At 58.1% G+C, this 22,111-nt stretch carries 18 protein-coding genes and 6 pseudogenes; 12 read left to right on the forward strand and 12 right to left on the reverse strand.

The features are described from left to right. Both C3L37_RS21385 and C3L37_RS21390 read right to left on the reverse strand, forming a co-directional pair. A pseudogene (locus C3L37_RS21385) lies at nt 1-582 on the reverse strand (RNA-guided endonuclease TnpB family protein); the annotation flags it as partial. Nucleotides 583-757: 175 nt separating this feature from the next. After that, nucleotides 758-2,008, reverse strand: a complete 1,251-nt coding sequence (locus C3L37_RS21390; RefSeq protein ID WP_129116589.1) for an outer membrane protein assembly factor BamB family protein — start codon at nt 2,006-2,008, stop codon at nt 758-760. A gap of 240 nt (nt 2,009-2,248) precedes the next feature. Here C3L37_RS21390 and C3L37_RS21395 point away from each other — a divergent pair, with 240 nt between their 5' ends. Then, entirely contained in the window at nt 2,249-3,511 is a 1,263-nt protein-coding gene (locus C3L37_RS21395) for a hypothetical protein (protein WP_228546421.1), read from the forward strand. 118 nt (nt 3,512-3,629) lie between these two features. On the opposite strand, the gene C3L37_RS21400 is transcribed toward C3L37_RS21395, so the two are convergent. The 4 genes and pseudogenes from C3L37_RS21400 to C3L37_RS21415 form a co-directional block, all read right to left on the reverse strand. After that, entirely contained in the window at nt 3,630-4,172 is a 543-nt protein-coding gene (locus tag C3L37_RS21400; protein WP_129116591.1) for a hypothetical protein, read from the reverse strand. A gap of 61 nt (nt 4,173-4,233) precedes the next feature. Then, entirely contained in the window at nt 4,234-5,274 is a 1,041-nt protein-coding gene (locus C3L37_RS21405) for a DUF7350 domain-containing protein (protein ID WP_129116592.1), read from the reverse strand. An 87-nt stretch (nt 5,275-5,361) separates the two neighbouring features. Continuing rightward, complete coding sequence (locus C3L37_RS21410) at nt 5,362-6,633, reverse strand: DUF7405 family protein (RefSeq protein WP_129116593.1); 1,272 nt, start codon at nt 6,631-6,633, stop codon at nt 5,362-5,364. 194 nt (nt 6,634-6,827) lie between these two features. Next, nucleotides 6,828-7,510, reverse strand: a pseudogene (locus C3L37_RS21415) (IS6 family transposase). Between the two features lie 145 nt (nt 7,511-7,655). Here C3L37_RS21415 and C3L37_RS21420 point away from each other — a divergent pair. The 3 genes and pseudogenes from C3L37_RS21420 to C3L37_RS21430 form a co-directional block, all read left to right on the forward strand. Further along, the gene (locus C3L37_RS21420) at nt 7,656-8,366 is read left to right on the forward strand and encodes a CHRD domain-containing protein (protein WP_129116594.1); all 711 of its coding nucleotides are present in this window, start codon (nt 7,656-7,658) and stop codon (nt 8,364-8,366) included. A 143-nt stretch (nt 8,367-8,509) separates the two neighbouring features. Further along, nucleotides 8,510-8,625, forward strand: a pseudogene (locus C3L37_RS21425) (IS1595 family transposase); the annotation flags it as partial. 504 nt (nt 8,626-9,129) lie between these two features. Further along, nucleotides 9,130-9,270 (forward strand): annotated as a pseudogene (locus C3L37_RS21430) (IS1595 family transposase); the annotation flags it as partial. Here C3L37_RS21430 and C3L37_RS21435 read toward each other — a convergent pair. The 3 genes and pseudogenes from C3L37_RS21435 to C3L37_RS25925 form a co-directional block, all read right to left on the reverse strand. Further along, nucleotides 9,246-9,482: a hypothetical protein gene (locus tag C3L37_RS21435; protein ID WP_129116595.1), complete on the reverse strand. Its 237-nt coding sequence runs from the start codon at nt 9,480-9,482 to the stop codon at nt 9,246-9,248. The pseudogene C3L37_RS21430 and the gene C3L37_RS21435 overlap by 25 nt on opposite strands. Before the next feature lie 752 nt (nt 9,483-10,234). Continuing rightward, nucleotides 10,235-11,467, reverse strand: a pseudogene (locus C3L37_RS21440) (RNA-guided endonuclease InsQ/TnpB family protein); the annotation flags it as partial. A gap of 2,272 nt (nt 11,468-13,739) precedes the next feature. Next, nucleotides 13,740-14,293, reverse strand: a pseudogene (locus C3L37_RS25925) (RNA-guided endonuclease TnpB family protein); the annotation flags it as partial. Nucleotides 14,294-14,358: 65 nt separating this feature from the next. Here C3L37_RS25925 and C3L37_RS21450 point away from each other — a divergent pair. The 5 genes from C3L37_RS21450 (at nt 14,359) to C3L37_RS21470 (ending at nt 18,327) form a co-directional block, all read left to right on the forward strand. After that, on the forward strand, nt 14,359-14,700 hold the full coding sequence (locus tag C3L37_RS21450; RefSeq protein ID WP_228546423.1) for a toxin-antitoxin system TumE family protein: 342 nt from the start codon (nt 14,359-14,361) through the stop codon (nt 14,698-14,700). After that, nucleotides 14,681-15,130, forward strand: a complete 450-nt coding sequence (locus C3L37_RS21455) for an HVO_A0114 family putative DNA-binding protein (RefSeq protein WP_129116596.1) — start codon at nt 14,681-14,683, stop codon at nt 15,128-15,130. Before C3L37_RS21450 ends, C3L37_RS21455 begins: the two co-directional genes overlap by 20 nt. Nucleotides 15,131-15,358: 228 nt before the next feature. Continuing rightward, nucleotides 15,359-15,655 carry a toxin-antitoxin system TumE family protein gene (locus tag C3L37_RS21460; protein WP_129116597.1) on the forward strand — a complete coding sequence of 99 codons (297 nt, stop codon included), beginning with the start codon at nt 15,359-15,361 and terminating at the stop codon, nt 15,653-15,655. After that, nucleotides 15,645-16,085 (forward strand): HVO_A0114 family putative DNA-binding protein, encoded by a 441-nt coding sequence (locus C3L37_RS21465; protein ID WP_129116598.1) that lies wholly within the window; start codon nt 15,645-15,647, stop codon nt 16,083-16,085. Before C3L37_RS21460 ends, C3L37_RS21465 begins: the two co-directional genes overlap by 11 nt. A 1,081-nt stretch (nt 16,086-17,166) precedes the next feature. Continuing rightward, on the forward strand, nt 17,167-18,327 hold the full coding sequence (locus C3L37_RS21470; RefSeq protein ID WP_129116599.1) for a Fic family protein: 1,161 nt from the start codon (nt 17,167-17,169) through the stop codon (nt 18,325-18,327). A gap of 252 nt (nt 18,328-18,579) precedes the next feature. Here C3L37_RS21470 and C3L37_RS21475 read toward each other — a convergent pair whose 3' ends face one another. From C3L37_RS21475 to C3L37_RS24570, 3 genes are read right to left on the reverse strand one after another with little or no spacing between them, the layout of a single operon-like run. Continuing rightward, entirely contained in the window at nt 18,580-19,455 is an 876-nt protein-coding gene (locus tag C3L37_RS21475; RefSeq protein WP_129116600.1) for a hypothetical protein, read from the reverse strand. Continuing rightward, the gene (locus C3L37_RS21480; protein WP_129116601.1) at nt 19,452-19,805 is read right to left on the reverse strand and encodes a hypothetical protein; all 354 of its coding nucleotides are present in this window, start codon (nt 19,803-19,805) and stop codon (nt 19,452-19,454) included. Before C3L37_RS21480 ends, C3L37_RS21475 begins: the two co-directional genes overlap by 4 nt. 18 nt (nt 19,806-19,823) lie before the next feature. Further along, entirely contained in the window at nt 19,824-19,961 is a 138-nt protein-coding gene (locus C3L37_RS24570; protein WP_164974836.1) for a hypothetical protein, read from the reverse strand. A 372-nt stretch (nt 19,962-20,333) separates the two neighbouring features. On the opposite strand from C3L37_RS24570, the gene C3L37_RS21485 reads away from it, so the two are divergent. The 3 genes from C3L37_RS21485 (at nt 20,334) to C3L37_RS21505 (ending at nt 22,106) form a co-directional block, all read left to right on the forward strand. Continuing rightward, the gene (locus C3L37_RS21485) at nt 20,334-20,528 is read left to right on the forward strand and encodes a hypothetical protein (RefSeq protein ID WP_323740474.1); all 195 of its coding nucleotides are present in this window, start codon (nt 20,334-20,336) and stop codon (nt 20,526-20,528) included. Nucleotides 20,529-21,372: 844 nt separating this feature from the next. Beyond that, complete coding sequence (locus C3L37_RS21500; protein WP_129116604.1) at nt 21,373-21,678, forward strand: toxin-antitoxin system TumE family protein; 306 nt, start codon at nt 21,373-21,375, stop codon at nt 21,676-21,678. A 23-nt stretch (nt 21,679-21,701) separates the two neighbouring features. Then, on the forward strand, nt 21,702-22,106 hold the full coding sequence (locus tag C3L37_RS21505) for an HVO_A0114 family putative DNA-binding protein (RefSeq protein WP_129116605.1): 405 nt from the start codon (nt 21,702-21,704) through the stop codon (nt 22,104-22,106). The last annotated feature ends 5 nt before the right edge of the window (nt 22,107-22,111 follow it).

A 22,111-nucleotide genomic window follows, 5' to 3' on the forward strand; every position in this document is an offset into this window, starting at 1 on the left:
TGTTTGGTGCTCGGCATCTTCCGAAACCTCGGATTCGTCGTTATCGTACTTCCGGGTCGTGATGTGGAAGTAGAACTCGTCGGTCGCCTTGTCGTATTGTAGTGTGCTCGCCCGGAACTCGTAGTCCTCTGAGAGAACGTACCGCTCGTAGGGCGTCGGGCTATCCGCCGGAAGTTCGAAGTTGCACTCGACGCGCCCGTTAACGGTCGAGAGGGACACACGGTTGCGGTAGAACGTCGCGCTTCGCTTGTCGTAGACCATGCTCCACGACGTGAACTCCGGCTGGCTCACCCGCTTGCCCTGTTTCCACCGTTCGACGCACCCTTTCGTCGCTTGTACGGCACGTCGGATGGCCTCTTGAACGAGGTTCGCGGTGAGGTCGGTTTCCTCTCGGAGTTCCGCGTAGAGCGCGTCCCGTGCCGTCGTGTTCGCGGTAACGCAGTTCGTGTAGTCGGTGTCGTCCCAACAGAACTCGGCGGCGCGGTTCGCACAGTGAAGGAACTGTCGAGCGGATTCGTGGAGGTCGGCGCGGTGCTCATCAGGAACGATGAGTTTGACCGGCGCGGTTCGACGCACCTCCATGTTTCAGATTGCTCCCCGACGGTACTTATACGTTCAGGAGTCGGGTAGCTACCGTCGTGCGGTTGCGCCGTCCTTCGTCGATTTCCTCTCCGACCTACTCGCTCGCTCCGCTCGCTCCGTGAGGTCGGAGGCTCCACCTCGAAGTATGCTGAAGACGGGAGTGGTAGGTTAACAATTAACTATTTTCCGCTGCCGATAGCGCGACAACGCGGCCGTCGCTGTAGATGACGTAGATCTCGGGGACACCGTCGCCGTCAGTATCTGCCAGTGTCGGGTGGGTGTATACCGATACGTCCCGTGTGTACGAATCGAGGACGTCGCCCGACGTCGGGTCGACCACCGAGACGATTCCGTCGTTCGTGACTGCTACGAGCTCGGGCGACCCATCACCGTCTACATCGCCTAGGCTCGGCGGAGGCGTCATCTGGATGTCACCCGTCGTGAGCGTTGTTGTCCACTCGACCTCCCCTGTCTTTGCGTCAAGGCTCCGGAGCTTTCCGTCGCGAGCGACGGCGTACACCTCAGGGTCGCCGTCACCGTCGCCGTCGCCGATGTCGCGGACAGCGGCTAACGCGCCGAAGTGCTGCCGCCACTCGACGTCGCCCGTTCGTCCGTTGACCGCCGCGACCGTGCCGTCGGCTGTGGCAACGATTATCTCACTCTGTGAGTCATTGTCAATGTCACCAGCCGTCTGCCACGTGATCGAGCTGTCGAACAGACTGGTCAGTCGCCACCGAATTGACCCGTCGGACTCAAACAGCGCAAGGTCGCCGTTTCCAAGACCGAGCATCAGTTCTGCGTCCCCATTGCCCGTGAAATCGGCCACGGTCGGTTGTCCCCAGGCGTAGGATGAAAGACGCTTCGTCCAGACTAGAGTCCCGTCCGCTCGGACGACGGAGACAGACCCCTTCACGTCGACGATAATGACCTCTTTCGCGCTGTCGCCCGTGAAGTCGGTGACGACTGGTCTCGTATATCCGTACGCACTCAGGTCATAGCGGAACTCTTCTTGGCCAGTGGTCGGGTCGAATGCGACGACTGACCGTTCGGTTGTCGCCGCAAGGACCTCTGCTGTGCCGTCGTCGTCGTAATCTGCGATCATCGGATCTGCGACCGAGTGGATCGTACAGTTTTTAGGTGGGATTTGGTAACTCCACCGTTCTGTCCCGTTTGATGCGTCGATCGCGACGAGGTTACACTGCTTTGTATCACTCTGTCCGCTGACGGGCGCGTAGACCATCCCTCGTCCCTCGATACGGCCTGCGGCCGGTGCGTGGTGGTTGCCAGAGGTCTCGGCTGACGTGTCGCTCACCCACTGTTCGATCAGTTGCACGTCGGACGGTCTGTCGTCGTACGCCGCGACGAACGCGATCCCGCCGAGGATAATGACGAATCCTATGATGACCGCCACCGTTCGGGGCCGCATACGATCTGTTCGCCCGTGGAGGGTGAAAAGCGGCTTGCTCCGTTGTCCGTCTCGATGCGAATCAGTGATGCTTTCCCACCCGTTCACCAAGTACGCCGCATGCGTCGGACACGGGTGCTCAGTGCGGCGATCCCCCTGCTCGCGAGCACTCGGATAGCGAGTGCTCATGAGGTCGGCGGATCGCGATTCGACGCGCCGATTCCTCTTCCACTACTGTTCGTCGGCGCGGGGGCAACTGTCATGGTCACTGCACTCTGGCTCGGCACCGCCGAACGGACTCTAGTTATCGTATCAGACTCGACGGCACCCGAACAGCGGCGTCTGCTCGTTTCAATCCCGCCGATTGCAGCGACCGCATTGCGAGCAGTGGGTCGCGGTGTGTTCCTCACGCTCATCGTCGTCGCACTGGTGCATGGCCTATTAGGCAAGCAGGCGCAGGCAGAGAACCTCGCGACAGTGTTCGTCTGGCCGCTGTGGTTCAGGGGCGTCGGGCTGCTTGCGATCCTCGCCGGCAGCCCGTGGCGCGTCTTCTCGCCATGGCGGACGCTCTACGCGACCCTCGAACGAATCGAAGGTGAGGAGATCGCCGTCCTAGGCGACTATCCCGAGTGGCTGAGCGTGTGGCCAGCGTACGTTGGTTTTGTCGCAATCGTCGGCATCTTCGGGAACCTCACTGTGATTCCGTTTAAACCACAGTTGACTGTGTTTCTCGTCGCCGGATACGCGCTCGTGATGCTCCTCGGTGGCGTCGCCTTCGGGCCACGATGGTTCGAACACTCGGACGCGTTCGAAGTGTTCTATAGGGTGCTTGGTCGCGCCGCGCCGTTCAGCGCGATTCGGGCGGACGATGGTGGATACGACGTGCTACTCAGACCGCCGTGGCGGGGGAGTATCAAGTCTGCCCAATCAATCGCGCTTGTTGCGTTCATCGTTTCGGCGGTCTACACGGTGAGTTTCGATGGGTTCACGAGGACGCCAGAGTATCAGACGCTCTCGATCGGAGTGCGCGACGTGCTCAGTATAGGCCCGACAGCAAGTATGGTCCTCTACCTAATCGGACTGGGAGCCTTCGTCGGAAGCTTTCTCCTCGTAAGCGAAGTTATGCGGCGACTCGCCGATACACGCGATATCCCTCAGTGGGAGACTGCGCGTGCCTTTGCACCAACGGTGATTCCGATTACGGCAGCGTACGAGATCGCACACAACTACCCCTACGTGCTCAAAAATTTCGGCCAGTTTCTTACCGTCGGTGGGGCCCTGTCAGAATTCTATGGGGTGGAGGTTGCACTGCTCGGGTGGCTGTCGCTTCCCACTTTTTGGATCTCGCAGGTCGTGCTCGTCGTTGTCGGCCACGTGGTTGCGGTCATCGCCGCTCACGCAGTCGCCGTCCAACAGTATGGATCGCACCGGGCTGCTGTGCGCGCACATGCCCCGCTTGTCGCGCTGATGATTGGTTACACGGTCCTCTCGTTATGGATCATCTCACGACCTGTCGTCGCCTGACAAGGCGCCTTGGACGCAGTGGGTGCAGACTGGATTACGTTGAAGCAGGCGCAAAGCCTCGCCCTTTCGGGTGGGGGAAGATGTCAAAGATCGCTCCGTCCATTCGCTCTTTCTGCGTTCATCGCTGTCTCTCCGATCCAGCGAAGTCTATTTCGTCCGTCCCGGAGAGCCCGTGCTCGCCGGTTTCATCTCGTTCCCAGACGAGCATCGCTGTCGTTTCCTCGCCGTCGAATCTCGTCTCGGCGATTGGGAAACGAAGTACGAGGTCGTCGTTGCCGTCGTCGTCTACGTCGATCACGTGGATATGGTCCGTGGGGCGGGCTCCGCCACCGTCTTCGACGGTATCCGGGGCACCGAACCGGTATCGCTTCGCGCGCTCTGTCGGGTCGAACACAACCGTCTCACCATTTTCGTCTGTGTATTCTGTGTAATGAATAGCGACGGGAACAACTGGCTGGCCCTCTGCCGGGATCACGTTTCGATCACATCTCGGCCTGACATCGATGTCGAGTTCCTCCGGGAAGTGGGCGGCAGCGACACCGCCGATAGCAGGGAGAGCGATGGCAGCCGTAACGGCGCCTGCGCCGGATCTGAGGATGCGTCGGCGGGAGCAAAGGACGTTCGAACTACGCGTCTTGTCAAATGATGTGTTTGAACTCATGTGGTTCGCTCACACCGAAGAGTCACTGCAGTTTATTGATTCTGGCACGCCTGTCGAACGCTCAGATGGTGAGCTCAGGTATGTCGAGGAACGCCGTCTCATATCCCTCGTGCCGGGACACCTGTGGCGGCGCGTCAACAGCTATTGTGACTTCGTCGTCTGGACGGAGACTGTCCATCGCCGCGCCATAGTGGTAGCCAAGTTCCGGATCAATCGCCTTGGTTAGCGCCTCATCAAAGGTAGTCTTGCCTCCGCGTCGAACCGTTGCCGAGAGCGACATCATAGGGAGGACGTATCGGTTGTGCGGTGTTCGCGAGGAGACGACGAGGTACGGCTCACCGTCGCGCTCGACGGTGGTTGCGACGAAAGCGGCGTCACCGCTTTCTCCCTCTCCAATAAGTTCGCCAGGCAGATCGACTTTCTGTGGAGCGAACGACAGTGGCATGTCCCCCATCTCCATTGGATCCGTGGCTCCCCTCTGTCCCTTCCGCTCATCAAGCATCGTGTATTCGAGATCATTTCGCTCCGACTCACTGTAGTCGAACTCAATCTCGACGGTGGGTTGTCCTCCGAATCGTCCATTAAACGATCCCATTTGGCGAAGCCCTATCGACCCGAGATCGACGGAGACAATGTACGTCCCGTCACCGTCGAGTGAAACATTGTCTCCATAGTGAAAACCCATCCGCTGTGAAAGCATCGGCCACGGAGCCAGTTGCGTGACCGTCTCGCCGTCTTTTTCAATCTTGATCTGTAGCCCTGACTCGATCGGTAGCACCTCATTCGTCTCCATGTCCCACACAGAGAGCATCATGTGGACGGCATCATCTTCTTCCACATTGATGCGCTTCGCATCGTGTCCCGTAACGGTCCAAAAGCGGTGTGGGTACGAGTAGGTCAACCCAACCATGCGCGACCCACCATGACCCATCCCAACCATTTCCATCCCCTCGAAGTGGGTCGGGACGTATACCGCGTTGGGACGGTTCTCAACGACTGGCGGCTCTTGATTGGTAGATCGTGTTTCGAACAGCTCAGTGCACCCCGCAAGCGCACAGAGAAGGGTGAATCCGCCCGTCCGGAGCACGTCGCGACGTTCCATGCGTTCGGAAAGTGGTTGTGTTCGATTATCGGTTCTGGTTCGTCCGGCGAATTACATCGAAGGGAGCGCCCTGGAGCGCTCTTCCGGTCACTGGGGCTCGGGAAGCGTCCGACGGCTCCGAGGGGGGAGCAGGTAGTTTCCGCGTCGGTTGACCGTCATGTACTGGAGGATGCCATTATTTGTTCGCTGCCCAACAGCGGATCCGGCTGAGAGATCCGTACCGTTCATCGCTCGCCGCGTGTCGACAAAGTCGCTGATCCCCCGCTGGATCGAGACGAAGTGCACGCCGGCCTGATCACTGTCGGTTGAGTCAAAGTCGCGCCGGAGGATGAGAGGTGAACCGTCCTCGCGGACACGAGCGGTCTTCTGGGAGTGGCCGACCATCCCTTCCGTCCGGGCGTCGCTCTCTGTGTCGTCGGCGCACGCTTCGATTCCGGTTCCGTCGCCGAGGTTCTCGCCGGTTCCTTTGACACGGTTTTTCTCGGCGTGTGCTGGACAGAACATCTTCGCGACCCGTTGCTTACGGCTGTCCTGTTCATACCACTGATCGAGATGGAGTGCGATGTTAGAGACGTGCTGCGTCGCTCCGTCGGCGAACGGTCCCTCAGAAATCGTGACTCGATCCTCGCTCGCTTGGTTTTTCGCGAACCCCGATTTGAATCCCATGTACAACGGCGCGTCCTCTGGGACGGGCTCCGAGTCCGGAATGCCGCTTACATCTTGGTTTTTCGCCGGAAGCCCTTCTCCAACGAACCCCGTCCGCCGGTCAGCGATCTCGAAAATGCCCCCGAGATCCGCCGTCAGCTCGACGCCATTCAGCTCCTCGCGGCCCTCCAGAAGCGCCTCCTCAGCTGCGAGTACGATCTGCCCGTGATCGCTTCCAAAATGGACAATCGCGTCAGGTCGATCGAACTCCGGATTCTCGAACGGCGCGAGTACCTTCGGTTCTGGAAGGTCGACGCTTTCCGGAAGCGGCTTATCGAAGCGAGCGAAGTAGCGCGGCGAGTAACCGACGGTGAACAGTAATCCGTCGTACCGCCGCGCATAGGCTCGTTCAAGATCCTGAAGGACCGTCTCGACTGTCTGGCGCTCCCCATCCGTTGGCGTTTCGTCGCCGTCATACGTTAAAAGTAGAAGTACATTGTGTCGGGGTGCAAGTCGGTTCCCACGTTCGTCAGACGGAAGAGCGTCATTCCATGCGTGCTGTCGCTCCGGAAGCGCGGAGAGGTCATTCGGTCCCCGTGGAACGTCTGGTTCCCCAAATCGGTCGACGCAAGCCGAGAGGGCGCTCGCACCGCCGATGGCGACGGCGCTTTTGACGAACGTGCGTCGTGAGATACCGCGCCGGTGGCCGGTCATCGGTTAAGCTAGCTGTTTTGTGAGAATAGACGTTTTGGTAACGTTCTCGAATGAAATGACCAAGAGCGGAGACAACTAACGAATAGATTCGTTGCGATAGTCTCCGGCTTGGGCTTGTCGTCACTGACACTCAAGCTTTTCAGACGATTTGACGATCCTCGATGCCTGATGACCACTCGGATGTTCTGGTACTGCTAGTTAACCTCCTGAACTGGCGTTTGTCCGTCAAGCGATTGATGCGGTCGCTGAAAATTATAGTAGTGAACAAACACTGCAAGCCACTGGCGGACGCTCAGCCGACTGCCCACCCATGAAGTGTGGAAACGATCGACCCTCATTTTGAACGTGTGAAACCACTTTTCAATGAGGTTTCGCTCTCTGTAGTCGACTCGACCGTTCACCCCTAACCGAGAGAAGGCAGTCCGATAGCCGAAGGCATCGGCCAGAAACACCGTGTCTTCGCAGTCGTGTTTCTCAATAACACCGTGAAGGAATGCAGCCGCCGGATCGGTTCCATGTCGCTTGAACAGCTGGACGTCAAGGAGTAACTTTGTGTCGATGTCTATTGCAGCATATAATCAAGACCACTCGCCGTTGATTTTGACAGCGGTCTCGTCAACCGCGACCCGCTTCGGCTTCGCCGAAGGCGGGTCCGGCACGCTGTCGGCCAGCCGATGAACCCACTGGAAGATCGCCTGAAACGAGCGATCTACGCCGATTAGATGCAGAACCGCCTCTGTTTCCCTAAGCGATAATCCGGCAGCGTGGAGTCGGACGGCGAACGCCCTGACGGGCGTCTGAGAGCCGTCCTCTCCCGCTGCCAACATTCAAGCGTAGCTGTGTCTAAACTCTCTCTGAGCAGGTCTGAGAGTGGCATGAATAACTAACTCTTCGACTTGCTCGTCCTTATCTAGACAGTGCCCCATAAGTACTATATAGTATATTGAAAACTATTCTATGCATCAATTTATCAGCAATAAATTAATTATAATCGAATATAGAAGGTCTGTTGGAGTCAAACCATGATCGACAGACAGAAACGGAGTACGTTACAGGTAATTGGCACGAGTGCCGCAGCACTCGCCGGACTCACTGCTGGGACTACGGCAACAAATACAGCAACGGTACAGAGCGACGATGAGCAGAGCTTTCAACTACCGGGAGATCTGCTCAGTACTGGTTTACTTGAGGGTGACAACGAAGTTCCACCTGTTGACAGTGACGGAGAAGGTATTGCTGCCTTCCAAGCAAGTCCGGATAGAACGCGGCTGGGCTACGCCCTTTTAGCCATCAATGCGAATGCACCGATCACAGCTGCCCATATCCATCTTGGCGAGAAAGGAGAAAACGGCCCCGTTGTCGTCCACTTGCTTGGTGACCAAGCAGATGCCGAACAGTCTATAGTCGAGAATAATGCTGGGGCAGTTGGGACAATTACGAATGATGATCTCGTTGGCCCACTTGAAGGCGGTTCGATCGAGGACCTGCTCGATGAAATCCATGCGAAAAATGCCTATGTAAACGTCCACACGACAGAAGCCACAGGTGGTGAACTGAGGGATCAAATCTACGCAGCCGAGGAACTCGAAGTTGAGATTGAGACAGAAATTGAGGCAGTCTCAAACTCACCAACTGAGATCACCGTGGAGATCGAGCTGGATGTCGACCTCGAACGAGCCGAGACTGATAAAGGCAAAAACAGAGACAAGGACGATAACGGAGATAATTGTTGACAAAAGATCGTCCACTAGCGATATGACAGCTTCCTGCGCCTAAAGGTGCAGATCCCCAGAGGAACCATTCTTCTATCGACGCTCTTGTGTAGAGCTTCTGAACGACCGTGTGGTTACGGTGAGCGAGCCGAAAACTCAAGATTATGCCTCCGACTCAGCCAGCGTTTGGCAGGATGCTTCGCCAGCTCGTTGATCTTGACTCTTCGAGTTGGACACCGAGCCGCTCGATGCCGGCATCGAGCGGCAACTTAAGGAGTTCTGAGAGCATTCTACGTGTCCACGCTGCGGTCATCCCAGCATCTACATGTGGAGTCGTCCGACCGCGGTATCTGGTAAGCTACCCACGACTACAGTCGTGGGCTTCCCCCCGGATGGGTTTCGGCCCACGCTTCATCCGCCGTCGAAGGCCCGGCTTCCTGCATCCGAGTTGGGCAGCGGGTCGGAGTGTGTGCTGCGACCTCGCTTACCGAACCCGCGTCGGAAGTTGTCCCGCCGGTTTAATTCCCGGTGTTCTCACGCTCTATCCCCAATCGGGGAACGGGAGTTGAACCCGTTCGCGGTCACAGTCCCCGAGTTCGGGGCCGGCCTACTCTCGGCCCGTACAGGCGGCGACTTGTGCGACACCTGCACTACCAATAGATATGATAACATGAACGAAAAAATAGCGAAACCGGCCAGAGAGACGCTGTATCGCTTCCGAAAGATCATGTCGGCTCCCCTCCCACGACTACAGTCGTGGGGTTCCGCCTCGAATGTCTTCTGAAACTGCGATTTCAAACCGGTCTACACCTACGGTACGCCATTCCACGAGAGGCGCCTCACCGCAGGAGAGGTGCTTCTCGCGTACCTCCTCTATGCAGACACGTTGCTCAGTATCTCTCAAATCGTGGTCATACTCGTCAGAGTCTCTTCTTCTTTCTCCCTCTCTTCTCCGTCCTTGACCGAGTCGTCAGCGTCCTCCTCGGACTCGTCGGACCCGCCAGAGACGTCTTTGTAGTCTTCACCTTCGTCGTCTTCTTCATCGTCGGATTCCCAGTGGCTTTCGGTATCGTGGCGGATGATCTCTTCTCCGTCTTCAGTAGACCACGCTCGCCTACCCTCACGACCACAGCTCATTCTCTTGGTCGTTAGTTAGACAGACGTCTCTTTCATCTGAGAGATTTCTCTGAATTCCGGCGTTTGTATCAACACGCGCCAGAATGTAGGGCGCTAGCCACTGAGTGTCGGAAGCACCTCTTCGAAGAGCTGCTCAACGGCTTCCCAGAGCACCTCTGTCGGGGCTGACTTGGAAAAGTGAGCGCTTTTGTGGTCGCTTTTACCCATCTCGGGATGTTCAGATTGGAAATGGACCGGGCCGCGTCCATGCATGGGGGTGCAGGGTACACTGTCGGTGCGGGAACGCCCCGCCCTCAAGGAGTGACCGACCGCCGCACGGCGGGAGCGAGCGAGTAGGGCGGGGTAGTTCACTGCGCACACACCAGAGTACGCTCCCGGTATAGCGGAAAGTCGCTTACGATGGGAACGGGACTCGGGCCAGACCCCATGCGTGAGGATTCCTGTGTCCTGAGGCGCGGGAGGATGTCAAGAAGCGTGGACGGACCAGAGACGAGACTCCGAAAAGGGAATGGCGTGATGGCAACACAACCAGCCCTTCCAGTGGTGGAAGACTGCAGCGAGAGGAGATCTGGTTCTATCAGTGACCCAGTACGCCGATCTCCTCCAACTTGTTTGTTAGTTATTATCATACAAAACTGTGGTGGCCAACACATCTTCTCTTCAACCATTAATTGACCTCCTCCCGCGCCTACAGTCGCGGGAATCCTACCACAGGATTTCAGCGCGAGCGCCTGCTCGGCCCTACGGTTTCGAGACGCATACGTTCCAAGCATTTCTTGCTGGGTATCAGCATCGGCTTGGCTGTCTTGTGGCGCGGTCAAACGCGCCCCATCCTCAGCCGAGTCATCGCCGTTCTCGTGTTCTCTGGAACGGCTCTCTCCACTACGGTAGCGGTCTGCGATGTTCACCGCTCCGTTCACGTCCGCTTGGTACTCGTCCAACCAGCAAGAGTCGTTCGTACACTTGAACGACACCTGTCGCGGGCGGTATCCAACTTCACCGCAAGCGTGGCACTCCTTCGACGTGTTGCGCGGATTCACCGTCTCCACCGGGATACCCTTCTCGACGGCCTTGTAGCGTATCTGCGCGTGGAGTTTGGCGAATCCCCATCCGTGGAGACGCCGGTTCATGAAGTCGCCGTAGTCCATCGACTCGCGTATGTACGTCAGGTCTTCCAGAACGAGAACGGGGTTCTCGACGGACTCGGCGTACTCCACGACTTCGCGGGTGACGCGGTGGAACACGTCGTCTATCTGGTTCCACACGTCGTCCCCGAAAGATTCCGCGATACGCTCGCTTCCGCGCGACTGGAGTCGGCGCTTGGCGGTGAAGTAGGTCTTGCGGAGCCGACGAACGGTCTTCCCCTCGTCGGCCCACAGTTCGGGCGCGGTCGGAGAACCGTGGTCGTCGCGGTGACACACCGTGACGAGTGACGCTTCCCCGATGTCCACGCCGATGGGCGTCCGTTCTTCGTCGGACACTTCGGAGCGTTCCTCTCCGTCGCGGGTGGCGGTGACGTGGAGATACCACGTCCCGTCCCGCTCGAACAGCCGACTCTCGCCCATCGTGGCGTCTCCCGCGTTCAACGCTTCCAACCAGTCCCGTTGTTCGGGGTTCGGTTGTGCTGGCATCCAGAGGTGGTAGTCCTCGTGGTGCGGGATTTTGACGTACCACTCGATAGCGTTCTCGGGCTTATGGTCGAGCCGTAGCCCTTCGTTCGTGAAGCGGACAGGGTGGTCGTCGTGAAGTTCGCCCGCGTTGTACGTCGTCGTAAGTTGCGGGACGTACTTCTTGAGTGCGTTCTTCGCGTACCCACTCAGGTCGTAGTTGACCACCACGTCGTTCGCTTCGGTCTGCGTGGTACATCCGGCGTCGAAGGCGTCTTGGAGGGCGTGCTGGTACGCTTCTCGCGTCTCTCGGAGTTTCCTCCGCTTATCAGTCAGCAGGTCGAGGAAGCCCCCCCGATGGGAGTGCGGGGGGATGATGACGCTTACACGGGCCCTCGTTCCCCAGAATGCATCATGAAATTCTGGGAGAGCGGCCCTGTGTCGTCTCGAAGAGGTACCCATGGACTGTGATTCCAGACGATACCTCAGAGATGCACAGCAGGCATCTCATCCGAAAGGAGATATGCGATAGCACATAAACACGCCTGTCCGTTTAGTTTGTTCTACCGTTTTTGTTAAGTCACAAATATAGGGTTTTATACGCTCTCGAGAGGTGGATACAAACTCTCTCATATCGTTTTCCCGGAGAAAGCGTAGGCGAGAGGCTGACGACCGAATAACACAATTAGCCGGACACATCTAGTTACTTTGTTGTCACGTTCAGCGCACTGAGCGTCGCCATTCAGCTGCTCACACGATCTAGAAACGCCTGGAAGGCCGGAAGCCCCCCACGCGCTGAGACACACCACATCCTACGGGAGTCATCCCATAATTTGAATTATTATATACATCCAAATATTTTATAACTGATCTAGATAGAAATAATTTATCGAGACATTTTAATACCGTGAATTCTATTGTTGTACTGAACGTTCTCAGAGGCAGCCACAGAACGTTCACGGCTTGACACACCACCTCTCCATTCCCTTTTGACCGCATATCGAGTAGCTGTTTGCTCATCATCCTAGCCATTGCACCTTTGGGAACGGCTAGCTAACTTATGGCTGGGAGGACAGCGTGATCATCGGCTTGGTCCGCTCACGGAGCGTGATACGCTGTCTTCCCCGCACCTGTCCGGCGTCGCGTACGATGCGCTGTGCCTACGTTGGGAATCGCGAGCAAACGCAGGGACCACGGCCAAGGAGGCCGTCTAGAGTCCCTGTGATTCACATGATTGCAGGGCGAGGAAGCCCACGACTGTAGTCGTGGGAGGAATCGCCCGTCTTTGGTCGCAAACACCTGAATCGGGAGGTTTAGGCCCCCTCTCGGCGCATCTATGATACTCCTCGGTGACCAAAACGGTCGCCGTGGAGGGGCCATCGTAGGCTGGCCCTGAACTCGGGGACTATGACCGCGAACGTGACGCTACTGGCCGCTCTGTTCCCTATATTGGGATTGAGCGGGAGATGAGAACACCGGGAATTAAAGCCGGGTGAGCCGGCTTCGGACGCAGACCACGGGACGGAACACCACGCAGGAATCCCCTCCGTGTGCCCGTCCTGCCGCCGTGAACCGCGCCCATGAGTGATCGAGTCGTGTGCCGAAACCGTCGGGGAAAGTCCACGACTAAAGTCGTGGGTAGCTTACTTCGAAGCTCGTCTTCTCAATGGACGTGAGACAGGTGCTATCCTCCCCGCTGTGAACGACGGGGCTTCCCACGCCCACCACCGGGCGGTTCGGTGGTCTCTTCGGGTTTCCGACCCGACGTGCCGATGGGAGTGCCACGCCCACGGTACTCCTATCCTCTCCTGTACAGGACTCGGAGGTACCTAATTATTTAACGTCGGTTCCGCTGGCCACGGGCTTACGTTTTGATGAGGCACACACCGAGTCAACTGCCAATTTGTGGACTGCCGAGAGTCGATGGGAGTCCATCGTCCCGGCTTCCACAGATACGCAGTGTGGGCACTCAAACATTGCAGGTTCGGCGTTTGAACACCGGCGGAACCGTGGCGAGCGTCTTCCTACCCGCTTCGACCGCGCAGGTCGTACAGATGCCGCAGACAGTGACAGTGACCCGTGCGGCGCTGTCTCCCCTCCCTACGCCCTCGCTTCGCTCGGTCGCTGGGGAAGCGGGCTTAGCGCCTCGGTTAAGCTAATCCACATCTCGCCAAGCACACTCTTTGGATTAGAGAGGAAGAGGGCATACCCTTCCTCCTTCATTGACGGTCAGAAGAATCGGCCCTATGGAGAGTCGAGTCGATCAAACACCTTCTTTATTAGTCATGATGTCGAAAAGAAAGATGCGCACTAGATGTGCGTACACGCGTGTCTCACGGGCTGTCAGGGGCACATACCTTCGACACTCTCACTCTCTCGTGGGAGTGTTCGAAAGGAGTGATTTACTAAGTTCACGTATCGATGAGATGTATTCGTCACGTCCACCCCCTCGGGCGTGGCATCCGTCCGTGGCGTACAGTCGTGAAAAGGCGTGCTCGGTTCGATGGGCCTTTGTGCCCCTCGCGTGATCAACGTCCTCTCGGGTATCCCACCCCACCGGGGTGGGTCACTCAGATCATGGGTGTTCTTGACATCCTCTCGCGCCTGAAGACGCGGGAATCCCCCGGCACCGTACCGCTGAGTTGGGATATTACGGTTCGTGGTTAGCGACCTGTTCTCGCGGGGTGAAACGGCCCTCGATACGGTCGAACAGGCGAACCACTGGCTGTGTCAACCAGCCGGTATCCCTCTCACCGCCATCCGTGGCGAGACTCGGGAGTACCTTTTGCCGAATGTTCTCCGCCCCGTTCGTGTCTGCGTTCGCCACCGTGTCGTGCTCTTCGCACACGTCCATTGAGAAGACGAGCTGGTTGTCCTCTGTGTGGCCGCACGCTGAACACGACTTCGACGTACCGCGCTCAGATACCAGTTCGACGGCGATACCTTCGGCCTCCGCCTTGTACTCCAGCATCTTCGTGAAGCGGTCGAACGCCCACCCGTGCAAGTCGAGATTGCCGTGGCCGCCCCAGTCTCGGGGATCGTCGTTCTCGGTTCGTCTCGGATACCACCGAGGTCGCCCACAACGAGCATCTCGACGCCACGGGAGACGCACTGCGCGACAATCTCTTTCGAGAGTGTGTGCAAGAAGTGCGTCCGGCGTTCCATCCGCTTGCGGTCCAGCCGGGGTGCCTCTCGGGAAGATGACGTTAACCAGTTCACCGTTGAGGGTGGGAGCAACACTATTATGCTGTTGGGGGCAATAACAACAGTTGATAGCGGAGGACGACAATACGGTGACGCACGTCCTGGACGTCCGCGAACGCTTCCCGACGAACGCGACCTACGCCCAGGTCAGCGCCCACCGCGTCCCCCGCTCGGAGCGCTACCCGGACGGCGTCAAATACTCCATGCAGTACGGACGCACCGACGCCCCGGAGGGCGAGGACGGGACGATCGTCCGGTACGACAACTTCCCGGACCACCCCGACGCTCCGCTGCACCACAAGCACACCGAGGACGGGGGGATCGAGCGGGTCGACTTCGACGGCTTGCTCGCTCTCTACCGCGACTTCAAACAGGAGGTACGAGACTATGGCGAACCCTGGGGCTGAGACCGCCCACGAGACGGCCGACGACAGCGAGCACCGCGTCATGCACATCCGGTTCGGTATCGGGAACGAGGAGCGCGTGGAGGAGACGCTGGCCGCGCTTGACCGCGGTGAAGAGCCCGGGCCGTACTTCGAGCGCGTCTACCGCGACGTCGATAACCTGCATCGGGTGACGCGACCGAAGAACCTCGAACTGTTGCGAGTGCTGGCGACCGAGCGCCCCAAGAGCATCCGCGAGACCGCCCGATTCGTCGATCGCGACGTCCGACAGGTCCATCGGAACCTCGAAGAACTCGCGGACCTGGACCTCATCGAGTTCGAGACCGACGGGCCAGGGAAGCCGAAGCGCCCGACCGTCTGGTACGACGAGATCGCCGTCGAACTCCCGCTCACCGCCGGAAATGGGGCCAGCGAGGATAGTGCCGAGGCGTGACTCGGGACGCGTGAACTACCCTACCCTCCCAGAGCGAACGGCGCAAGCCGTGAGCGAGTAGGGAAGGGTAGTTCACAACATCGGCTGTATTCTGGTGTCTCGGCTCCCATTCCGTCCGTTTTTCGCCACTCAGCAGGAGGATGTCGACGGGGCATCTTAACGGCGGTGCAGGGCGCCCGTACTCTTATGGTGAGGTGGGACCTATCCATGGGTGAAACGGTGTGAGACGTGGCCACGAAGGTACTCGACGAGACACGCGAGTTCGACAACGGCGCTCGGTACGACCTCCGACCATGGCAGGTGCCCAAGTCGGCCGAGTTTCCCGAGGGCCTCAAGTACAGCTTGCAATACGTTGAGCCCAACGGGACTCCCCGGCTTCGCTACGACAACTACCATCCCGATCCCGATCTCGGTCGTCACCATCGCCACACGCCCACGGAAGATACGTCGATTGAGTACGAGGGGCTGCGCGCTCACGTCCGCCGGTTCCAACAGGAGGTCTACGAGATACGCCATGCCGATTGATACGACTCCACCCGTGCCCGACCCAGAAGACGCCGAGTATCCGGCGGTGCTCCTCATCACGATCGAGAGCGAGGAGCAAGCCACCACCCGTCAGCTTGAGTTTGCCGACCGCTTCGAACGCGGTGAAGAGGTCCCCCACGTACTGAGCTTTGAGCACCCCTCGCAGCTGCGTAAACTGTTCACGGACAAGCGCCACGAAATCGTGCGCGCGATCGACGCTGAGCCGCCCGAAAGCCTCCGACAACTCGCCGAGCGCCTCGATCGGAGCCACACGGAGGTCGCGAAGGACGTGAATATTCTCGCTGACTACGGTATCGTGTATTTCCGCGAGCACGGCCGGGCGAAGGCGCCGTACATTCCGTATGAAGAGGTCCGCGTCGAGTATGACATGCTCGGCGACGACAGTTCCCACGCTCCGGCACCGGCTTGACATCCTCCCACGACTAACCCACAAAAGAAACGAACGGGAGGACCGTGGCCTCGCGCTCTCTTGCTCGTGTTTTCGCTCTCTCAGCGGAGCGATCTGAGCGCCGTAACGGCGGTGCAGGGTGCTGTATCTCCTCCCTACCGCTCCGGGCTCGCGTTAGCCGCGTTCGGGGGGTGGCGGAAAGAGGAGGCTTTGCGCCGGATTTCACGTAAGCTCGGGTACAAAGAGCGGACCTTCCGGACTATGGGTGGGTTTGCAAGGCAGGGGGACACAGCCCCCTTAAGCGAGGGAACTGATGGGAACGGTGGCAGTCACGATTTCCCATCCTCCCTTGCTTTTGTCGGAATCCCACATCCACAAGGACTGTGGTGTCTCAATGGTTGACGTCTTGTGACGTACAGGCGTGATTGCGTTTGCGTGGCGTGACTACAGAGGTGCTGGAGCACCTCGCTCTGTGAGCGAACGGCCGTCTGAATAAAGGGTAGCAACGGTTCAGAGGCGTTTCATCGTTCTCGCCTGACTGTTTCGTGTGAATAATCGATGAACTATTAATGTATACGAGCCGTGGGTCAGTGGTTTTGTTCACCTCTGTGGTAGCGCGGCTATCCTCTTCCTCCCTTCCTCAACGAGCGGCGAAGCCGCGAGCAGAGAGGGTGAGTGCCCCAACATCGGTTGATCGTGGTTGAGTCGAGGCCACAGCGGTCACATGTGAGGATCAGTCCAGACTTCCACCTGAGTTGGTGCTCGCCATCGGCACACGCGCCCGTCGCGAGGATGTCGCGGCCCATCTCCAGTGCCGTAATTTCCATTGTGCACTTTTTCGCCCCTCTCGTGGTGAGTCTGGTCCGTCGGCAGCTGTTGGCAGGTCTGTCTGTACACCACCGTGTCCGCTGTTTCTCGCCACAATCAGGATGTCTGTATAGAGAGAGAGGTGTGATATGTCTGCCATGTTCCAGTCGCTTGCTGCGTCCGTTACATAACGAAATTCGAATTTAGCTATCTTAAAGCAGTCTCAGCCGGATTTTGAATAACTATTCGAATATTTCGTTATCTATATCTGCGTAGGCATGCGTGTTGGATACCAATGCGACCCGAAGACTTTGTTGAGAATGCTCCTGGCGAGATTGAGATGGTCGACGGCATCTTCGCATTTAGCCCCGATCCACTTCCACCCGATCTCGAAGCGACGCATGAGCTGGTTGATGAGAACGGGGATGCAATGTATGCAGTGGGTCAGCTCTCTGATCTAGACACGTGGCTTGATTCCTCCGAAGTTATCCTGAGTCCTCTCATCCACCGTGAAGCTGTTGACTCCTCGAATATCGAGACGACGACACGACTCACGCTCTCGGACATCTATTGGCGGGAAGCCGGCGAAGAGCCCGGACAAACGGCGACCGAACGAGCAGATATCACGGAGGCTCAGAATTACGTTGAGGCGATCACGACCGGTATTCAGACCCTTCGTGAAGGTGCAGAGCTAAATCGAGACTTGTTGTGCCGACTGCATGAAATACTCCTCCGCGGTGCCCGTGGCGAACAAAAGAATCCCGGCGAGTTTCGCGATGACCTCGTGGGGATCGACGAGCCTGGCACACCGCTGAGTGATGCGCGTTTCGTGCCGACACCACCGGCAAGTATCCCGTATGCACTACGGAGTCTCCTCCAGTATATCCGGTCGGGGCCCACATATGCGCCAGTGGTCGATCTGGCGCTGATTCACTATCAATTCGAGACAATCCATCCGTTTCAGGATGGGAACGGCCGTCTCGGCCGCCTCCTCGTGATGCTCGCACTCTACAACTGGGAGTTGCTGCCCGGCCCCTATCTGTACCCATCGTCGTATTTCAACGCGAATCGAGATGCATACCTTGAGAGACTCCTTGCCGTCAGTCGGCACGGTGCTTGGACTGAGTGGGTGTCGTTCTTCGTCCAAGCAATCGCCGAACAGGGTCGAGAGGCATACACGGTCGCTCGCGACCTGTTGGCCCTTCGCGATAGCTACCGGGAGCAGTACCAAGGGCAGGGCGTGGTCATCCGCGAACTCATTGATTTCATCATCGAACATCCCTACCTCACTGAACCGCAAGCAGTCGATGCCCTCGATCGATCACAACCGGCGGTCAATCAGGCGATTCGACGGTTATGGGATGACGACATTCTCCGTGAGACAACCGGTCAGCAACGAAACAGACGCTACGAGGTCCCACCCGTTCTTGAGATCGTAGAGCCGTACAATCCCTGATTCTCTGTGTCCAGCGTTGTTTCCTCGTCTTACACCTGCTGTAAGCGACCATTCTCCCGTGGCTGTCGCTTGGACTGCCGTCGACTGCCGTTCGAGAAGCCGCACTCACCACTAGCCAACCCACCAACCCACCCGCCCAGTCCTCATACCACGAGGGATTGTGAACCTAGCGTGACGTGAAGCGGCCGCGTAGCCGGCCGCGATTACACCCACGAGGGTGCGCCCGGCTTACAACAGCTGTAAGCCCGAGAGTCATTCGCCGTCTCCCCGAGCGAACGACGGACCGCGACCGTCGCTCATCCGCAGTTCGAGGACGTACTTGCCCTCGCCTTGCCGCCCGCGCTTGCACTGCAGTGGTGAGCCGTGAGCGAACTCCGCGAGCTTCTCGATTGCTCTGTACACTTCGACCCACTGGAAGCGCTGGCCGAACGCCGCTTCGAGATGCGTTTTCAACTTGTCCTTCTTCGAGCACAAGCGAACACGTTTGCCGTTGGCGTCGCTGATCTTTTTGCCCCATTCGCCGAAGTGCAGTGCGATCTCACGCGCGCGTTCATGCACAGGGTAGACGCGATCGACAACAGCCTCCGCACCATGGCGGATGAACCGCTCTAATTTCGAGAGGTGCTGGGCGTCCTCACCACCCTGTTCGGTCGACAGTGCATCGGGCTTCTGGATCCCAAGGTCATCTTCACATTGGGACAGTCGAGCGCGGATCTGGGCGTCAGCTTTCGTCCGTGTAATCTGCTCCTGTCGAAGGTCCTCCGTGAGTTGCTCGAGATCGGCTGCTTCGAGGTCATCGACGCGGGTGGAGAGCGATTTGGACCGCTTGCAACTCGAATCAAGGAGTCTGCCGACAGGCTGATCGGCGATCCAGATGTTCTCAAGGGCCGCATCGGCGTCGTCGTCGACGTCGCGAAGTTCGACGTACTGGCGGGCTTCGAGGTCGTCGAGGCGCTTCTCGTAGGCGTCGAGTTGGGCGTCCTTCTCGGTGAGTTGCTCTCGTAGACGCTCGTTTTCGGTTTGGAGCTGTTGGACCGCCGTTTCGAGTTCGGCGAGTCGCTCGGTGATAGCCTGAAGATCGGTCTCGACGGACGGGTTCGAGTGGCCAGTGGGCGAGTGAGCGCTCATTCAGGCACCTCCTGGGTAGCGTGGTAGGTGACGTGCGTCCGCCGAGTGGTTTCGATGATCGTCGGGCTCACGAGGCCGGGCCAGGTCCGTTGGATCTGGCCGTCTTGGGTGATGCCGATGCGTCCTTCACACAGGAGGTGGGTGCCCAGCGTGGGCGGGAGCTCCTCGAAGGAGGTAGGCGCACAACTCAGACAGTGGCACGCCGCGAGGTGCCACCGGATATCCCGTCGGTTGTGGTGGAGTCGGACGGTGACGGGATCGCACTCAGTGAGCTCGCGGGCACACTCGGTGCAGGTGGTGGTTGTGCCGGTGTCGATGCGCAGGCCACAGAGCACGTGCTCAAGCAACATTGGATTGATGGGAGAGAGTTAGTTGCGCTGGAGTTCGAACGCTGATTCAGTGTAGAGGCGGTGCTTCCCAGAGGGGAACTCAGTGGTTTCGAGATAGATCTCGATGCGGAGGATTCGACTGAACGGGAGGGTGAATTCGGTGTGGAGGGCGCTCATTCGTGGCCCTCCATGAAACAGTCGAAGCAAGGGAGTGTGCCGAGTGCAGCGCAGGTGTCGCACTCCGTGGGGAGTGGGGTTTGGATGTGGGTCGAAGCGCTATGCTTACGGGTACTGCGGTCTTGGGTTGACATGGTCTTCTTGGGAGCTGCATGAGAAGGCCAGTCCGAGTGCTCCAACACTCGGGCACTTCGTTACTGAATTCGTGCCCTAGAGGACCGACTTTCTATCAATAAGATATGTCTACAGCTACTTATAGGTTGTTAAATACTGCAATGGTTGCACTATACCGCAACTGATTAGGATTCTCAGTGAGAAAATGCTACCATGCCGGCGAAAGGGTTGTGTTCTATGGCACGAAGTCGTGCACTGTTGACGGACACAGAGCGAAAGCATATCTCAGGAGAAACTTCTGACCAGCGGAGGTACGAGGCGGTTTCTCGTGTCCGCCGACGTGTGAAAGACGAACTTACAACTGACCTTGAACTTCTGGAGGATTATCACCCAGAGCTCCTTCAGGAGATTCGCGAAATTGTTTGCAAAACTGAAGAAGCAGGAGATGTCTGATCGGACAACAAAACGGCGTTTATCTCACCAATAACAGGGTCTTATGTCTTGTATGTGATCCACCACCGGTACTCGTCGTTTCGACGAATTCACGGACGGTCAGCGGACCGACGCGGTGGCCGCACGGTTGGAGAAGGTGCGTCGACGGCCCGCGCGTCTCGACGGCGATCGCGGGCTAGCCGCAGGTCGGACACTTAGGCGACTCGTAACTCTCTGAACGGTCGGGGGCTTTCTTCCCCGTGGCGTTGGCGTACATACTGGCTTCTCTCCCAAGAAAGCCACCTCCCAGGCCGGTGCCCCTACGCCGATCCTCCTACTTCCTGATGGACCTGAGGACAGTCAGGCCTGAGTGTGACTTTCCGAGCGGCTGTTAGGTTAAGAATACTTATACTTTTGGCAACGTAGACTATCATTGAATGTACCGTAGATTGTCAAACCCTCAGAGCTGCGATATGATTAAACGACCTTGCCAAGAAAAGCGGGCCAATGCGCCCGCGGGCAAATTGGATGACTGACAGTGATGATACGATCTTGGAGTTTCTCCAAGGCTGTGGTCTTGCACTCTCTCCGCGGGCGATTGAATACAACCTCCGTAGCCGCCATAGTGTCGAAATGTCTTATTTGACAGTGAATCGACGACTAAAACTCCTTTACGAAGGGGGACTCGTTCAAAAAGAGTACCCCGAAGGAGGATTCTATTCGCTCACGAACAAGGGACACGCCTATTTAGCCGGCGAACTCGACGCCTCAGAAATGGAGCACGACGAAGAGGGACGCCGTCTCTCGACCTATGTGGGAGAGTCCATAGGCTTATGGGTATGGAGCTAGTAACATAGGCTGACGGATGGCGTCCTACACCACCATCGAAGACTGGAAGGATGTCGAAGACGGCTACGTCGTTGATGTCACCATCCGGCAGACGGAAGACGAAAAGTACCCGAGCGGGTGGGACTACGGCCTACACCTCGGGGAAATCGGTGGAGACACCATCCTTCGCTACGACAACGCCCACGAACGGACGAAAGGTCACGAGCGCCACACCCGGGACGGTGTCGAAATCATCCAGTTCCCAGGGATGCTGGCGCTCTACGACCGCTTCAAACGCGAAGCCGAAAAGATGTCGCCCGTCTCGTGGGACTGGCCGGAGTAGGACGCCTCCAGGAGGTACCCACCATGCCCACGCTCAAAGTCACCGTCGGCGAACGAGACCACCTCGATCAGCGTACGCGCCGCCGCATCAAGGCCGCCCAAGAGGGCGAGGACCTCGACGACGCCCAGCCGATGCTGAACTTCGGGTCGTACGCAGAGCTCAGTCGGTTGCTCAGTCCGAAGAACCTGGAGCTACTGGAGGCGATCTCCAAACACAACCCCGAGAGCATCCGCGAGGCCGCCGAACTGGTGAATCGAGACTACAAACAGGTTCATCGAAACCTCTCTGAACTCGAAGACATTGGCGTCATCGAGTTCGAAGGCGGCGGATCGGGTCAGGCGAAGAAGCCGAAGCTGGTTTACAACGGCCTCGAAATCGACATTCCGTTTACGGGGCCGAACGGGAGCGTCGGTGCAGCAGCGCCGTAACCGTT

It is taken from the genome of Halegenticoccus tardaugens (genome assembly GCF_004116405.1).
Lineage (GTDB): Archaea > Halobacteriota > Halobacteria > Halobacteriales > Haloferacaceae > Halegenticoccus > Halegenticoccus tardaugens.

Bases quoted from the DNA above. Each gene is read 5' to 3' on its own strand.
- C3L37_RS21465 (WP_129116598.1), top strand. From the start codon at position 15,645: ATGCCGATTGATACGACTCCACCCGTGCCCGACCCAGAAGACGCCGAG.
- C3L37_RS21390 (WP_129116589.1), bottom strand. From the start codon at position 2,008: ATGCGGCCCCGAACGGTGGCGGTCATCATAGGATTCGTCATTATCCTC.
- C3L37_RS21470 (WP_129116599.1), top strand. From the start codon at position 17,167: ATGCGACCCGAAGACTTTGTTGAGAATGCTCCTGGCGAGATTGAGATG.
- C3L37_RS21395 (WP_228546421.1), top strand. From the start codon at position 2,249: ATGGTCACTGCACTCTGGCTCGGCACCGCCGAACGGACTCTAGTTATC.
- C3L37_RS21420 (WP_129116594.1), top strand. From the start codon at position 7,656: ATGATCGACAGACAGAAACGGAGTACGTTACAGGTAATTGGCACGAGT.
- C3L37_RS21435 (WP_129116595.1), bottom strand. From the start codon at position 9,482: ATGAGCTGTGGTCGTGAGGGTAGGCGAGCGTGGTCTACTGAAGACGGA.
- C3L37_RS21455 (WP_129116596.1), top strand. From the start codon at position 14,681: ATGGCGAACCCTGGGGCTGAGACCGCCCACGAGACGGCCGACGACAGC.
- C3L37_RS21405 (WP_129116592.1), bottom strand. From the start codon at position 5,274: ATGGAACGTCGCGACGTGCTCCGGACGGGCGGATTCACCCTTCTCTGT.
- C3L37_RS21500 (WP_129116604.1), top strand. From the start codon at position 21,373: ATGGCGTCCTACACCACCATCGAAGACTGGAAGGATGTCGAAGACGGC.
- C3L37_RS21480 (WP_129116601.1), bottom strand. From the start codon at position 19,805: ATGTTGCTTGAGCACGTGCTCTGTGGCCTGCGCATCGACACCGGCACA.
- C3L37_RS21505 (WP_129116605.1), top strand. From the start codon at position 21,702: ATGCCCACGCTCAAAGTCACCGTCGGCGAACGAGACCACCTCGATCAG.
- C3L37_RS21475 (WP_129116600.1), bottom strand. From the start codon at position 19,455: ATGAGCGCTCACTCGCCCACTGGCCACTCGAACCCGTCCGTCGAGACC.
- C3L37_RS21400 (WP_129116591.1), bottom strand. From the start codon at position 4,172: ATGAGTTCAAACACATCATTTGACAAGACGCGTAGTTCGAACGTCCTT.
- C3L37_RS24570 (WP_164974836.1), bottom strand. From the start codon at position 19,961: ATGAGCGCCCTCCACACCGAATTCACCCTCCCGTTCAGTCGAATCCTC.
- C3L37_RS21410 (WP_129116593.1), bottom strand. From the start codon at position 6,633: ATGACCGGCCACCGGCGCGGTATCTCACGACGCACGTTCGTCAAAAGC.